This is a genomic window from Leptolyngbya sp. FACHB-321, from assembly GCF_014695975.1.
Taxonomy (GTDB): domain Bacteria; phylum Cyanobacteriota; class Cyanobacteriia; order Leptolyngbyales; family Leptolyngbyaceae; genus Stenomitos.
The window spans coordinates 22,325-35,118 of sequence record NZ_JACJPI010000053.1; the positions used below are offsets into that span (position 1 = coordinate 22,325).

A 12,794-nucleotide genomic window follows, 5' to 3' on the forward strand; every position below is an offset into this window, starting at 1 on the left:
ATTGAGTCCAACCGCACGACGATACAGCCCCTTACAGAAACCTTTAGAGAGCTTCTAGGTGAGCTTTGCTTTGGCTCTGATTTGCCCTAAAACCTTGTCACGGCGGTTTATGTCAGTCCCTCGGTGTAAGAAACGTCGAGCGATTACAGTGCCGCCGCTACTGACAATGGTAGCGGTTGCAGTCGTGTTGATACCTACATCAACAGCACAAACAAGATCGCTTGCTAGCTTTTGGGGGTGCAACTTGAACGGCACAGACAAATGAGCCTTGCCGCCCTTCACAATCAAGTAGGGTGAGAGTCCTTGGCTGTGTTCGAGCAAATGACGCTGCCGCAGACCCGCAACAGGCACTTTGACCCACACCCAATCAGAAGCATTCCAAACCTTGATCTCAGCGACGTCAAACTCGTTGTGAAATTTGATGCACTGCCCCCGATACAAAGCCGGATAGCAGCCTGCTTCTGGATTGAAACGAGGTGGTTTAGCATCACGACGCTTGCGGTCTCCTGACTGCCAGGTACGATAGCGAGTCAGAAAGGAGGAGACTTGACCACAGACAAAGGTAATGGCGGCACGTCGCAAATAGCTAGGGAACTTATAGAAACGTTTGCCAAAATAACTGTGTTTCGGGTGTGGATTTTTCCTGGTTTGATGCATGAGCTTTTCCACTGCCGCACACTGACTAGAAGCCTCACTGATTTGCGCCCAGTGCCCCATGACAACATAACTAAGCGCTTTGCAGTAAGCCCGATACTCTCTGACCGTCAGATCCAGATGGCTTTTCGCCGCTGGAGATGGGTTAAGAGTCCATTTGTCAGTGCGTACAATTGAACTACTCATAGAGAAAAGTATATTGGAATCTGTGCTCGTCCGATAGTCTAGCCGTACCGCTCACTGGCGCTTGATGCTTCGCCTACAAACGCAGGATGCGCGTCACGAATGCTCAATGAGCAACCACAACACGTCTGACCGCAACGCTTTCCGTTCCTCGTAGCTCAACGTCTGGTGTAAACACTCCGGCAACTGAGCAGGTAAGGTGCTGATTGACTGAGCGATCGCTTTATCAACTGCTATCCACATGCGTCGACAGTAGTGGTCATAGAGCCATTGCAATCCCTTTAAAGCTGCTGTGGGCGGCGGTGTCTTGTTGACTGTCCAGTACTGCGGTCTGTCCATGAATTGACTTGAGAACTTGAGACGGCTGGCTTTGAGGCTAAATTACTACTATGGGCTTGAGTGGCAAGACGTTAAGACAAAGCTACTGGATCTGGGTATCGGTCGAGCCGACCCAATAGAGGGCAAATGTTAGATGACCTCTGGCGATCGCTTCAAACTGCCATCACTAAACCCGAAGCCGCTAAACTTGCTCCCCTCTGGCAAGCGCTCGAAGCGGCCCTGGCACCACTGCCACAAGAGGATCAGCTGCGAGTAGCCACAGAGGCGATCGCCCAGCTTGCTGAGGTCTACACCGCCCATGCTGACGCGCTACTCAAAAGCCTGGATTGAGAACCCACACCCACAGAACCAGTTCTAGGCGCTGACTTCCTTGCTGTCTTGGTCAAACAAAGCACGGCACTCAACTTAGAAGCCCTGGTTGAAGTGGCTCCAGCCGAGCGACGATCACGGGTGAGCCATCCAAGTGATTCTGCCTGGAGTGATAGACAAGCAAGCCTTACTAGATGCGCTGGATGCGATGCAGCCGTTGTCTAGGGCCCATGCCGAAAATGTGGGTGCTTGGTCAAGTGCGATCGCTGATTACCTGCAACAGCATCCATCCACATTGCTGGTAGAGGCACAACAGAGCCTTAAAATGCCGTTAGTCGAACTCTGGATTGGAGCCTTATTGTCTGGTCAGGTCAAACTAGAGCAACGTGGCAACTTTTATCAAGCTGATAGCATCTGGCTAGTGCCTCAATGAAGAGTCTAAACACTCTATCGGCTTGATCCTACTCGGTCAAACAAGCCACAAAGGGCAGACAAGAAGTTCTCAGTCCTGTGACAGATTAGGTGTGAGATGGGAGAGTAGTAGAGCTGTTTCAGAAACGAATTTTTGCGCAGCAACAAGCCCTGGAAATGTCGCCTCGTGAATAACAGAATTTCTAGCTTCAATAATGAAGCTTATGCGCTCCTTCTCTGGTAGTGCTATGGGGAGTAAAGCAGCTAGTTTAAATCGTCCGCCAAGCGTACGATAACTATACTGCTTCAAAGGATTCTCTCCGAATTTAGTTTCCGAGTTATTAAGCTCTAAAATTATTCGTTTGGTAAGACTAACTTCAAGAGCCGAAGCTGCTTCAAGGATTGCTTTGCGGTAGTCTTCCCTGGCAAGCGCTCGGTAAGAATCAATTAACAAGCGATACTGTAAGTTTGGGGGTAATCCATCTGATGCCAGCTTGCAGATTTGACGAAATACATCAAGCTTAAGATTGTTGGCACTGGGTAGAGCTGTTATTACAACCTCAACTTTGCGGTGGGGGCGGATATAGCCAAGGCTACTTGAATCTGGATGAAACAACTCTAGTCTGCTACCAATAGAGCCACTAACATACATATTTTTCTGTCCACGCTCCTCCAAAATCTCGTAATAATCAGAGAAGAGCTGTATCCAGTTAGATTGATAAATTTTTTGGACGCTTGTCTCAACGTCATCTACCGTTATGTCAAAACTTATAAGTGCACGCTCAACGCTAGAAACTCCCTCTGGATAGGACAATGGATGACCCCAAACAATAGGGTCATCACCTCGCTTCCATGTGCTTGCAGCAGCAGGTGCTTTTAAGCCTTTGTGAAGTGGGTCTTTTTCCTTCTCACCCCAGGACGGCAAAGACGGCATTTCGAGCGTGCCATGATAGTCGCCCATCCTTATTGGGAAGCTCTGACCAAGAACATCTGGTGAACAACACAGTGCAAAGGGAAAATTAAGTAACCCCAATATTTGTGTGGAATCAGCCATAAATGTCCTGCCTCACTCTTAGAGCTTTTGGTGCTTTGTCTGAGTCTAACCAGTAGACATGAGCTCCAATCAAAAAGGCTCTGCCTCACTCTAGTGCTGTGCGTAGTAGAACTTTCAAGCTGTTCAGCTAATCTCTGCACTGTTCCAGTTCATTAGCAGATTATGAGTAGCAAATTTTTCGATTGTGCCACCTTCAATATGGTAGTACAAGCGTTTTTTGTTGCAAACGCAATTTGCAAAGATCAATACCCCCAACTCGCATTGCTCACTCCCCAAACTGGACGTTCTGGCATCGGTGCCCAACCATAAACCACCGTGTCACCGCAATCGGGCGATCGGTGCAGGCGCTTGCGAGTTTTTTCCTTATCCTCAATCTTGGTTCTGTCCTTGCCGGTCTTTTCGTAGTACGTCCGGGCAAGGTCATCTATCACCTCATCCTCGTACTCACCCAACGGGACGATCGCTACTACTAACGCGACTTCTTCCTCTACCGATTCGCAACCCTTATCGCTACCCACCTCAAGCAAGTGACCGAGCGCGAGTTCACTGTCCGTCGCACATGGAAGACGGAGTTTGCATACCACTTTGGCTAGACTTTGCTCTACAAGCTTAATCAGTCCAGCCTGACGCAGTTCTAAGGCGATCGCATTATGTCATTGGGCGGTGCCCATCACTTTCCGACTCAAACCCAACGCCTTGCCGCTACGCTCGGTGGTAGGGCTCATAAGGTAAACAGCGTCTTTAGAGCTTTGAGTTTGGCAGTGTCGATGCCACAGTCTAATTTAGTGATGGGAGTCAGGCTCTTCCACTTGCTTCGATCGGCACCGGCGATCAGATCGGACACGGCTTCAGGATCAACAGTGCCAAAGCCACTAAGCTTATGGCTCGTTAGGTAAGCTAAACGCTCCAAGATTGCTGCTCTCGATGCCTGCTTAAGGCTGATGGCAGCCGGTGGTTCTGGCAGTGGCGGGGGCGGCGTTAGATAAAAGGCGGTAGCTAAGGCATCAAGCTTTTTACCTTTAGTGATGCCACATTTGAGCTTGGTAATCGGTGTGAAATCCTGCCAGATGCTTCTGTCTGCCGCCGCAATTTTACTGGCAGCGCTCGTCGCCTCTAAGCCTTTCAAGGGGCTTCCGGGCTGGCTAGCAAGGTAGTTAAGGGTATCAGCCAAGTCTTGCTCGGAAGCGGTGGTTAGGTTGACCCACAGCGTTTGCCCTAATTCGACTTCTACCTGTGTCTGCATCGCTTGATTAACGACAATGCACCAAACGAAATCGAGGTGTACCAGCCGAGCCGCATCCAGAATCTGTGTATTGAGAATGGCCTGATACTTATCTTCACCCAATAACCGGACGACCACAGGCAGAATGTTCTTGCCTGTGCCGGATAGTTCCTGAGCGATCGTCTTAAGGATGATGGGTTGAGTGTCAGACTTGCCCTTAATAAATTTGCAAGGGAGACGGCGGATTTGACCGAGTGTGACATCAAGCGGTGATGCCTCTGTTTGTGTGGCAGTCATAGTTAATGATCGATAAAGTTTGGGTTTAAGAAGAGTTCGTCAATCAGCTTGGTATAGAGCTTGGTAATCGGAGAGCTTTGCCAGCAGATCACTGGAACGTGCTTAAACTCGGCAACTTTCGTCTGTGCAAAAGTACTTAAACGAGTTTTACATTGGTTGCCGCTAAAGTTACTTTTCTTCAATTCCTGCTTAATGTGTTCCTCTAGAACAACGCCTGCGTCTCCAGGGCAATTGCTAAAGACAATGCCAAGATTCCAGGGTCCAAGGTGCAACCGCTCTTTTTTCGCAGCCCTCACCTCACGGAACTTGGGGAGCGTAGTGCTGTAGAGTTGCACAGCATGGTGTAGAGACTTGCCACCGAGATCGATGGGAATGAGCACCGTATCACAGGTGAGAAGCACGCTTTGAGTGAGCTTGTCAGGGGTGGGGGAGACATCGATAAAGATGTAGTCATAGTCCAAGTACAACAGCTTGACTAACTTTTTGAAGATGACAGCAGTTTCGACATCGTCACTATCACGAAAAGCTTTAAGCCCTTTTTCATCACTGGAAAGCACTGAAAGCTTGAAGTCTTTCTTCATCTTGTCAGTGGTGGGAAACTTGCGAATCTGAATAGCTTTGTTTAAGATCTGCTTGGCTTCGTCCCACTCTTCAAGCTGAATTTTCTTGTCGCATTGCTCCAGGTAACCTGGGAGCCAATTAGGATCAGCGCCGACACCGCGCGTTAAATCATTTTGTGGGTCAAGGTCAATGAGCAAGACTCGTTTCCCTTCTAGTGCTAAAGCTGCCCCCATGTTGACAATGTTAGTTGTCTTCGCCACACCACCTTTCTGATTCCAGATGGCAGACACTAAAGCAGTGTGCGGATGATCTAGACAGTACTCTAGCTGCTGCATTAAACCCGGAAGGCTTGTTTTAGTCACCTTTTGAATGGGCGTCATGGGCAAGACTAACCCGTCAACACGCCGCCAAAGCTGGAAAAAGTCACCGTTGAAGACCAAGCCGTAGGAAGCCAAGAGATGAGGAGAAACACTGTTGTTTAAGTAATGTTTGATGCCTCGATTGTTTTTACCGCAGTCCTCATAACCTACGGCTTGTCGGTAGAGGGTATGGTTTTTACAAGCGGCTGCAAAATCTTTCTCCGGAATAGCAGCCAAGACTGGATCGCGCCTTTTGTTTTCAATCACCAACACAGGTGCTTGATTGATGTCTTGATAGATCAAGCGGTCAGGCGTACCAAAACCTGATCCTAAGTTCTGCCCAGCTTTAATTTGCTGAAAGTTCAAACCTAGAGATTGCAAAAGCGGTTGAACAAGACTTACCTCTAAGCTTTGTTCATTGTAGTCAGTCGGCAGTTCAGCCCAATGTTGAGCCAATTTTTTATAAGCGTTTAAACTTCTCATGCCGTTTTCCAGCCTCCATAGAAAGCCTGCTGAGAACGCCCCATAGCCCTGCCAATCAAGCTCATGTTTTTTCTCCCGCCATCACTTCTTCTCTAAAGTGCCCTACTTATGGGGGGATTAACAGTGAACATACAGAAGCATGACATAAAGTTTTTGACTGCTTCAAAGAGTGTGTTCAGTATTACCTAAGGCAGCTTCTCTAATAGCTGTCCGCAACCACTCAGCTCGATTCGGCAGCGATGGGACATAGGTGTCCAAAGCTTTGGGCAAGAACACTGAAATCGGTTTCTCAGCTAGCGCTTCATTGCCAATCGGCTTAAAACGGGTGCGATCATCTCCACAGGTTTCGGTCAGGGCTCAGTTGTCACTTGAAGAACGTCACACTGTCTGCAAAGGAAGTCACAGCGTCCTTTCTTTAAGTTGCCTTAAAGACTCACTTTCTCATATTGGACAGTCACATATTGTCGATCAGTTTAGTGATCTGCAATTTCCATCTTGTGAAGGAGCCAGATCTCTAGCGCCCTTTGCCAATGAGGAGCGTCAGCTTGCAACGCTAGCACCTGTCAGCGTTTTAGGCTTTTGGCCCACTTCTAATCTGTGCTGTTTAACCACAGCTGATCCCAGGTCATCACAAGCCAGCACGCTGGTCTGGAGGGACACTGACCCATGACGCCACTCATTGGCAAACCGCGCCACCTTTTCGGCTCGGACTAACGGCTGTGCCGTGGGCAACCCCTCGCTCGCTGCCACCGCAGATGTTAAGTGGGCACCTGCTGGCAGCGATCAGGGAGTTGCTCTGGGCGGAGGGTTTGACCCGTTGCCCTCATGAGACTCTTGGTGCTGCTGCTGTGCTTGATTCGCTTTGAGTCAATCTTTGGACGAATCGTCGGTCAGACTGATCGCTCAGATTGAATTTAGCAGAGCCAAGTAGAGTGCAGCAGGACATGACTTGATTTGATTTTGGAGTAACGCTAAGCGACGAACGTTTTTAGAACTCTCCTTTCTAAAGTTCTCCTGGTGCGATCGCCTGCACCAACCGCTGCACCCCGAGCCGAATCTGTGTTTCATTGAGCTCGCTGTAGCCAAAAATAAACTCACCCTTGCCCCCCGCACCCAGATATTGCGCTTGCGCGGACATCAAACCCACTCCAACTTTGGCTGCCCGAGCGATGAGTGCTTCATTACTCCATGGGGTATACAGGCGCACCATAAGGTGAAGACCTGCCTTCTCGCCAAAGATGGCAACCTGATCGCCCAACTGAGCGTGCAGTTCCTGCACCAATACCTGACGGCAGCGATCGTACCGTGATCGCATTTTGCGAATGTGGCTTTCCAAGTATCCTGCCGCAATGAAGTCGGTCAGCACCTGTTGTTCCAGCATAGGCAATTGGCGATCGTGCAGCCATTTGGCTTGAGCAAACAACGCAACGAAGTGGGGCGGCAGCACTAAATAACCAAGACGCAGAGCCGGAAACAGCACTTTGGAAAACGTGCCCAAATACAGCACCGAATCGTTTTGGTCGAGTCCTTGCAAGGCCGGCATGGGGCGGTCACCGTAGCGATATTCACTGTCGTAGTCGTCTTCTAGAATCAACGCGCCGTTCTGTTGCGCCCAAGTCAGTAGTTCCAAGCGGCGCGGCAGCGAGAGAGTGGCTCCTGTGGGAAACTGGTGAGACGGCGTGACATACACCAGACGAATGGCGGGCTGCACTAACTGTTCGACCATTAGCCCGGATGCATCGACCGGAATGGGAATCAGCTTGGCGCCATGACTCTGGAAAATGCGACGGGCGCTCAAGTAGCCCGGTTCTTCAATGGCGATCGCATCCCCTGTTTCGATCAACAGGCGCAGGATCAGGTCAAGTCCCTGCTGTGTGCCGTTGGTGATCACAATTTGTTCGGGCTGACACTGCACGGCACGAGAACGGCAAAGATACTGCGCGATCGCCTGCCGTAAAGGGAAATAGCCCTGAAAATCAGTGGCATAGTCCAACCAACTGGAGTCAGCGCAGCAGCGACGCGAGAGCAATTTGCGCCAAAGCTTAAGCGGAAATTCTCTCAGCGCGGGTCGTCCGTAGCGAAAGCTAATTGGCAAATCAGGTTCTGGTTGCAGCGTGAAGGGCGTTTGCGCCAGGGTTGCGCCATAGCGAGAGAGCGGCACAGTCAATGGCTGCGATCGCGCCAGCATGGGAGCTGCAAGGGACTGCATCCAATCGTCGGGCAGTTGGGCACAGACGTAAGTGCCAGAACCAACGATCGTTTCGAGATAACCCTCACTCTGTAAGCGATCGTAGCTTTGGGTGGCAGTGGTGCGAGAGATGCTGAGCGACTGAGCGATCGCGCGAGTAGAGGGCAGTTTCTGACGCGGCAGCAGTCGTCCACTCAAAATAGCTTGCCGCAACTCGTCATAAAGCTGCTGATGCAGCGGAGTCTCAGAGTAATGGTCTAAAACGATCGCAACATCCATTTCGCTCAATCATTGTCAAGTGGACTTATAGCAAAACATGAAATTGGCGCTTTTGTCAGTCCACTTATGGGCGTTAAGCTAACAGTGTTCGAGTTTATTGCCATTCAATCCTGCTCATGCCAGCGACTATCACCTTACGAAACGCGACTGCCGCAGACGATGCGCTAATCGCGGCGCATTTTTACCAAATGTGGCGAGATAACGATGTTCCTGCTGAAGCGATCATTCCCCACTGGCAAGCTGAGATGCAGCACTATCTCGATGAGGCACGGCGATCGCTGGACTATCAGGCATTTGTCGCAGCGGTGAATAATCGGGTTGTGGGATCGGTGGGATGCCAGCGGTTCGCAGGACTCTACCCCAACATTCTCGAAGCCTCTTATCGACAAGATGGCTATCTCTGGGGGGTGTATGTAGAGCCTGACTTTCGTCGTCAGGGCATTGCCACGCAGTTGACTGATCGGGCGATTGCCTACCTCCGCTCATTGGGCTGCACCCATGCCGTCCTCAATGCCTCCCCTGCGGGTAGACCGGTTTATAGCCGCTTAGGATTTGCTGATAGTAACGTGATGCGACGATCGCTGACGTAGTTTTAAGGGAAAGTTATGACTCATTCAGAGACCACCGATACGACGTTTTCGCAGACCCAACGCACTCAGATTAAGCGCCTGCCCCAGCGGGGAGAGTACGATCGTCAGACGATTTATGACATTCTCGATGAAGGCTTGCTTTGTCAGGTTGGGTTTGTCGTCGATGGACAGCCGTTTGTGATTCCTACTGCCTATGGACGAGTGGGCGATCGCCTCTACATTCACGGTTCTCCTGCCAGTCGAATGCTCCGCACGCTCAAGGAAGGCGTGGAAGTCTGTGTCACTGTGACGCTGCTCGATGGTCTTGTCCTTGCCCGCTCTGCCTTTCACCACTCGATGAATTACCGTTCGGTTGTGGTCTTTGGTCGGGCAACGCTGGTCGAGGATGCTGAGGAAAAACTGGAGGCGCTCAAAGCCTTTACCGAGCACGTGATGCGCGATCGCTGGGCAGAAGTGCGTCCACCCAATCGACAAGAGCTGATGGGAACGCTCGTCTTGGCACTGCCACTGACAGAAGCCTCCGCCAAGCGGCGATCAGGTGCGCCACTCGATGATGAAGCCGACTATGCCTTGCCCATCTGGGCCGGTGAGTTGCCGCTGCAATTGACGACCTTAGAGCCAGTTGCCGATCCGCGTTTAGCCGCCGACATCGCGCTGCCTGCTCACGTGCAGCACTACCACCGCTAGCGTTGCTGCGATCACCGCTGCTTTTCCATACGTGCGATCGTCGCGTGCCTGTCTGCTACAACCCATGGAAGGTCCTGCCGCTGCTCAAGCCTGGGGTGAAATCTTAAGTAGGGTCGAGACTCAAGTCACAGGCAATGTCATTGCCAAACTTCGTTAGCAAGCCGAGCTTGCCACCCGACCAAACTCTAACCATCGCGATACCAGCCTGGTGGACGGACGGCAATCCGTATCAGCAGGCTTGTCTTAAGGAAAGCTGGCTAACTGGATTCAATATGAGGCTATGGTTCAAGCCGTCCGTCCGGTGAAGCGCAATCTGTTAGCTGTCTTTGGTTGGTTGAGTTGGGGAGTATTAGATGATTGATAAATTCAGCTGTGAATGAGCAAAAAATATGGCGCAATTCGTCAATCGATGGCGCAATCGGTCAATGCAACTCTAAATAAGCCTTCCAGCTTCTAACAGCTTGGGATGAACGGTGTCTAAGCAGCAGTAACTCGAAGTAGGCTAGAAGCTTGAAACATTTGTGGACTCTGGCTTCGAAAGACTATGCCACTCATTTGCAAATTGTGCCATATTTTTTGCTCATTCACACCTTAGAAAAGCCGCCCTTCGGTTCGTCAGGCCATGGCCTTGGCTTTCGCACACTGGTTCGTCAGACCAAAGACTTTTCCTTAGCACGAGCGCCTTAGCTCCTTTCAAATACTTTCAATGGCATTAACAGTTAACTCAAATGCTTCGAGGAACTTGTATGCCATGTCTCTACATCAAACAGCTTTTTGGCAACCAAGACGATGACTATGTTGGTTAGTAGAGAGAGATTGAGCACGTTCAATCTCTCTCTACTTTAGACTCACGCGCCTCCCCGCCTTCCTGCTCTACAGCGCCTTCCTGCTTCCCGCCTTCCTGCTCTCCGCCTTCCCTTTCGGCAGTGCCTTCCTGCTTCCCACCTTCCCTTTCAACAGCGCTTTCCCTTTCAGTAGTGCCTTCCTGCTCCTCGCCTTCTTTTTCAACAGCACCTTCTTTTTCAACAGCGTCTTCTCTTTGGACAGCACCTTCCCCCTCCCCTTGTTCAGCAGCGCAAGCAACGGCACCCATTACAACTACACTCGCTAAAGCAATCTGGGTTAGGCTTTTGACAAACTTGCTGATCATGACTTTCACTGCTGCTTTACTCAACGATTGCTGATGGTTGGAATCAAGGTTCATCTTCATGCTATGGAAAGGCTATAACCTAACCTTCTCCTTTAAGTTCAATCTTCTTTCTGAGTCAACCAAGTCTTTTTGAGGATAGTTGTCAGTGAGCAGAAAGAATGGTGCCATGAGCAAAGGAGCGGCGCAGTAGATGAAGCGCTACAACAGTGCCCCAGCTAACCTTAGAGGCATCAGGTCTTAGAGCCCGTCAGCGGGTGGTAGCCGTGAGTCAAAGCGTGGCATGGCAGTAAGGAGAGAGGTTCTACGGCTGGTGCCACTCCTTTGCTCATGGCACCAAATAAGCTGCATCTTCACATTTGTGGTCATGATTAGACCGCTTTAGTCAAAGCTGATAGTGCAGGTGTCGCTCGCAGTGGCTTCTCATAAGTAAAAAGCTCGACTTGTGATCGGCGATCGCCTGCTGCTATGAGGCTATCTCGACTAGGAAGACAAGGATTCACCAGGATCGGACCGCGATCGCCACATGAAAGAAGAGTCATTGGTGGTCGTACCGAAACCGCTTTTGAGGGGTGTACTAGTGTTCTTGGACTAACCTTGGACTAATTTGAAGCAAAAGTGGGTAGTACAGAGGCGCTTTTTGCTCCTTTGCAGCGGCTGAAACCCTTATTCCACGTTGCACCGTTGCTCCGGGGTGCAACTAACCAACAAAACTAGCCTTACGTTAAGCCGGACGATGAAAGCCAGACGCAGCAGAACTGTAGCATCCCTAGGCTCAACTTTCGCACGGAGCGCGGCTCTACCCCTGAGTGCGACCATGACCGGTGCTGCCTGGTCCAAACGGCGGGTTGAGTCTGACCGGCCAGCACCACTCAAGCCTGAGCAGACAGAGGGGGCACAATCTGCCAAGCTAGGGTCTTGGCGCTCACAAGATAAAGCAACAAAGCGATGCTGACCCACACCCCTTTTACGGCTGAGACTCGCCGGCAATACCTGCAGAAATGCTTCGCAGTTATGGAGTGGCTCCACGACTTTGAATGGCGCCGCCCAATTTACTTCCGTCAACCAAATTTTAGAGAGCGACTGAGACAGCAAACTGCTTATAGGGAGCAGTTGCCGGCCTTACGCGACGAGTACCGCGCTGGCGTCCCGATGCTGCCACTGTCGCGGTGCCCCTACTGCCAGACCCTTAACTATTTGTCTTTTGATCACTACGGGCTCGATGGCTTGTGGTGGCGTTCGGATGAACGCTGGCGTAATGGAGCGCAGCAGCAGTTGTGCCCACACTTCTGGACCCTTTCCGGTGCCGTCAAGTTGGCAGAGGCTGTGGCTATAGTCCCCTTCCGCTCGGCGCCTGGACCAGAAGTACCCTTTGTGGTGCCCTCGGCACTACGGGAGCATCCCCTCCAGGTCGTCATCTCTCAGATCCAAGTCGGTGCCCACACTGCTTACCCGATTGCTTACTTTAGTGAAACCAAACCACTCACACTCGCAAATCCCTTCCCGGAGTGGTCGACTGAATGGGCGGTTTGGGTCCAGGAGCACAATCGCTATGAATGGGCTAGAGCGCCTTATCTTCTGTTTAAGGAGCAGGCTGATTTTGACCTGGCGCCCTGGATGGCGCAAGGACGCGTGGCGTGGATTGCACCGGGTGACCCATCCTTCACGCTGCAACAGCAAGTCCAAACGTGTCCGTATCTAGACTTGCCTGGGGATCAAGAATTCGTTCTCATTACTAACGGTATAGTCTCATCGATCAACCAGAAGCTCTAAAAGCGGTCTGCCGCTTGACTTTTACAGCGTCCTCGCCCCAACCCATGCCAACTTGGCATGCCTCCTTTGAGAGACAGTGCCACAGCTGACTTGGCGATCGCCATCCACTACGCCCAACCCGACACACGCATGCGAGTGGTTGCTAAACCCGCAACTAACCAACGATAGAAGCAGCATCCTAGCTTAGGCATCGGCGCTAACAGGAACGAGAGCATCGGAGTTGTAGACTATAACTGAACGGTGATTGAGTCCAGTTTT

Annotated in this window: 15 protein-coding genes; 6 read left to right on the top strand and 9 right to left on the bottom strand. The window is 51.0% G+C overall.

Annotated elements, in window-relative coordinates:
• Positions 1 to 54: 54 nt before the first annotated feature.
• A complete protein-coding gene (locus tag H6F76_RS29685; protein ID WP_199322023.1) occupies positions 55 to 840 on the bottom strand; it encodes a hypothetical protein in 786 nt (261 codons plus the stop codon).
• A 93-nt stretch (positions 841 to 933) separates the two neighbouring features.
• Entirely contained in the window at positions 934 to 1,176 is a 243-nt protein-coding gene (locus H6F76_RS09830) for a hypothetical protein (protein ID WP_190507812.1), read from the bottom strand.
• A 126-nt stretch (positions 1,177 to 1,302) separates the two neighbouring features.
• On the opposite strand from H6F76_RS09830, the gene H6F76_RS09835 reads away from it, so the two are divergent.
• Together H6F76_RS09835 and H6F76_RS09840 are read left to right on the top strand one after the other, a co-directional pair.
• A complete protein-coding gene (locus H6F76_RS09835; protein WP_190507815.1) occupies positions 1,303 to 1,506 on the top strand; it encodes a hypothetical protein in 204 nt (67 codons plus the stop codon).
• Positions 1,507 to 1,639: 133 nt separating this feature from the next.
• Complete coding sequence (locus H6F76_RS09840; protein ID WP_190507817.1) at positions 1,640 to 1,918, top strand: hypothetical protein; 279 nt, start codon at positions 1,640 to 1,642, stop codon at positions 1,916 to 1,918.
• Positions 1,919 to 1,987: 69 nt separating this feature from the next.
• On the opposite strand, the gene H6F76_RS09845 is transcribed toward H6F76_RS09840, so the two are convergent.
• The 4 genes from H6F76_RS09845 to H6F76_RS09860 all read right to left on the bottom strand — a co-directional run bounded on the left by H6F76_RS09845 (position 1,988) and on the right by H6F76_RS09860 (position 5,872).
• Positions 1,988 to 2,950, bottom strand: coding sequence for a hypothetical protein (locus H6F76_RS09845; protein WP_190507819.1), 963 nt, complete (start codon positions 2,948 to 2,950; stop codon positions 1,988 to 1,990).
• 242 nt (positions 2,951 to 3,192) lie between these two features.
• A complete protein-coding gene (locus tag H6F76_RS09850; protein WP_190507821.1) occupies positions 3,193 to 3,534 on the bottom strand; it encodes a hypothetical protein in 342 nt (113 codons plus the stop codon).
• Positions 3,535 to 3,671: 137 nt separating this feature from the next.
• Positions 3,672 to 4,469, bottom strand: a complete 798-nt coding sequence (locus H6F76_RS09855) for a hypothetical protein (RefSeq protein WP_190507823.1) — start codon at positions 4,467 to 4,469, stop codon at positions 3,672 to 3,674.
• A 2-nt stretch (positions 4,470 to 4,471) separates the two neighbouring features.
• Positions 4,472 to 5,872 carry an AAA family ATPase gene (locus H6F76_RS09860; protein WP_190507825.1) on the bottom strand — a complete coding sequence of 467 codons (1,401 nt, stop codon included), beginning with the start codon at positions 5,870 to 5,872 and terminating at the stop codon, positions 4,472 to 4,474.
• 679 nt (positions 5,873 to 6,551) lie between these two features.
• Between H6F76_RS09860 and H6F76_RS09865 the strand changes: the two genes are divergently transcribed.
• Positions 6,552 to 6,701, top strand: a complete 150-nt coding sequence (locus tag H6F76_RS09865) for a hypothetical protein (protein WP_190507827.1) — start codon at positions 6,552 to 6,554, stop codon at positions 6,699 to 6,701.
• Positions 6,702 to 6,875: 174 nt separating this feature from the next.
• Here the strand turns inward: H6F76_RS09865 and H6F76_RS09870 are convergent, their stop codons facing one another.
• A complete protein-coding gene (locus H6F76_RS09870) occupies positions 6,876 to 8,339 on the bottom strand; it encodes a PLP-dependent aminotransferase family protein (RefSeq protein WP_190507828.1) in 1,464 nt (487 codons plus the stop codon).
• A 116-nt stretch (positions 8,340 to 8,455) separates the two neighbouring features.
• Here H6F76_RS09870 and H6F76_RS09875 point away from each other — a divergent pair, with 116 nt between their 5' ends.
• Together H6F76_RS09875 and H6F76_RS09880 are read left to right on the top strand one after the other, a co-directional pair.
• Positions 8,456 to 8,929, top strand: coding sequence for a GNAT family N-acetyltransferase (locus tag H6F76_RS09875; RefSeq protein WP_190507830.1), 474 nt, complete (start codon positions 8,456 to 8,458; stop codon positions 8,927 to 8,929).
• A 15-nt stretch (positions 8,930 to 8,944) separates the two neighbouring features.
• Positions 8,945 to 9,616 carry a pyridoxamine 5'-phosphate oxidase family protein gene (locus tag H6F76_RS09880; protein WP_190507832.1) on the top strand — a complete coding sequence of 224 codons (672 nt, stop codon included), beginning with the start codon at positions 8,945 to 8,947 and terminating at the stop codon, positions 9,614 to 9,616.
• Between the two features lie 826 nt (positions 9,617 to 10,442).
• Here H6F76_RS09880 and H6F76_RS09885 read toward each other — a convergent pair.
• Positions 10,443 to 10,820: a hypothetical protein gene (locus H6F76_RS09885; RefSeq protein WP_206754360.1), complete on the bottom strand. Its 378-nt coding sequence runs from the start codon at positions 10,818 to 10,820 to the stop codon at positions 10,443 to 10,445.
• 314 nt (positions 10,821 to 11,134) lie between these two features.
• A complete protein-coding gene (locus H6F76_RS09890; RefSeq protein ID WP_190507836.1) occupies positions 11,135 to 11,305 on the bottom strand; it encodes a hypothetical protein in 171 nt (56 codons plus the stop codon).
• A gap of 406 nt (positions 11,306 to 11,711) precedes the next feature.
• Between H6F76_RS09890 and H6F76_RS09895 the strand changes: the two genes are divergently transcribed.
• Positions 11,712 to 12,536 carry a hypothetical protein gene (locus tag H6F76_RS09895; protein WP_206754362.1) on the top strand — a complete coding sequence of 275 codons (825 nt, stop codon included), beginning with the start codon at positions 11,712 to 11,714 and terminating at the stop codon, positions 12,534 to 12,536.
• Positions 12,537 to 12,794: the final 258 nt, after the last annotated feature.

What these genes read in the sequence shown, in the direction of transcription:
- H6F76_RS09885 (WP_206754360.1), bottom strand. Translation starts at nt 10,820, where the DNA reads ATGAACCTTGATTCCAACCATCAGCAATCGTTGAGTAAAGCAGCAGTG.
- H6F76_RS09830 (WP_190507812.1), bottom strand. Translation starts at nt 1,176, where the DNA reads ATGGACAGACCGCAGTACTGGACAGTCAACAAGACACCGCCGCCCACA.
- H6F76_RS09890 (WP_190507836.1), bottom strand. Translation starts at nt 11,305, where the DNA reads ATGACTCTTCTTTCATGTGGCGATCGCGGTCCGATCCTGGTGAATCCT.
- H6F76_RS09845 (WP_190507819.1), bottom strand. Translation starts at nt 2,950, where the DNA reads ATGGCTGATTCCACACAAATATTGGGGTTACTTAATTTTCCCTTTGCA.
- H6F76_RS09880 (WP_190507832.1), top strand. Translation starts at nt 8,945, where the DNA reads ATGACTCATTCAGAGACCACCGATACGACGTTTTCGCAGACCCAACGC.
- H6F76_RS29685 (WP_199322023.1), bottom strand. Translation starts at nt 840, where the DNA reads ATGAGTAGTTCAATTGTACGCACTGACAAATGGACTCTTAACCCATCT.
- H6F76_RS09855 (WP_190507823.1), bottom strand. Translation starts at nt 4,469, where the DNA reads ATGACTGCCACACAAACAGAGGCATCACCGCTTGATGTCACACTCGGT.
- H6F76_RS09835 (WP_190507815.1), top strand. Translation starts at nt 1,303, where the DNA reads ATGTTAGATGACCTCTGGCGATCGCTTCAAACTGCCATCACTAAACCC.
- H6F76_RS09875 (WP_190507830.1), top strand. Translation starts at nt 8,456, where the DNA reads ATGCCAGCGACTATCACCTTACGAAACGCGACTGCCGCAGACGATGCG.
- H6F76_RS09860 (WP_190507825.1), bottom strand. Translation starts at nt 5,872, where the DNA reads ATGAGAAGTTTAAACGCTTATAAAAAATTGGCTCAACATTGGGCTGAA.
- H6F76_RS09870 (WP_190507828.1), bottom strand. Translation starts at nt 8,339, where the DNA reads ATGGATGTTGCGATCGTTTTAGACCATTACTCTGAGACTCCGCTGCAT.
- H6F76_RS09895 (WP_206754362.1), top strand. Translation starts at nt 11,712, where the DNA reads ATGCTGACCCACACCCCTTTTACGGCTGAGACTCGCCGGCAATACCTG.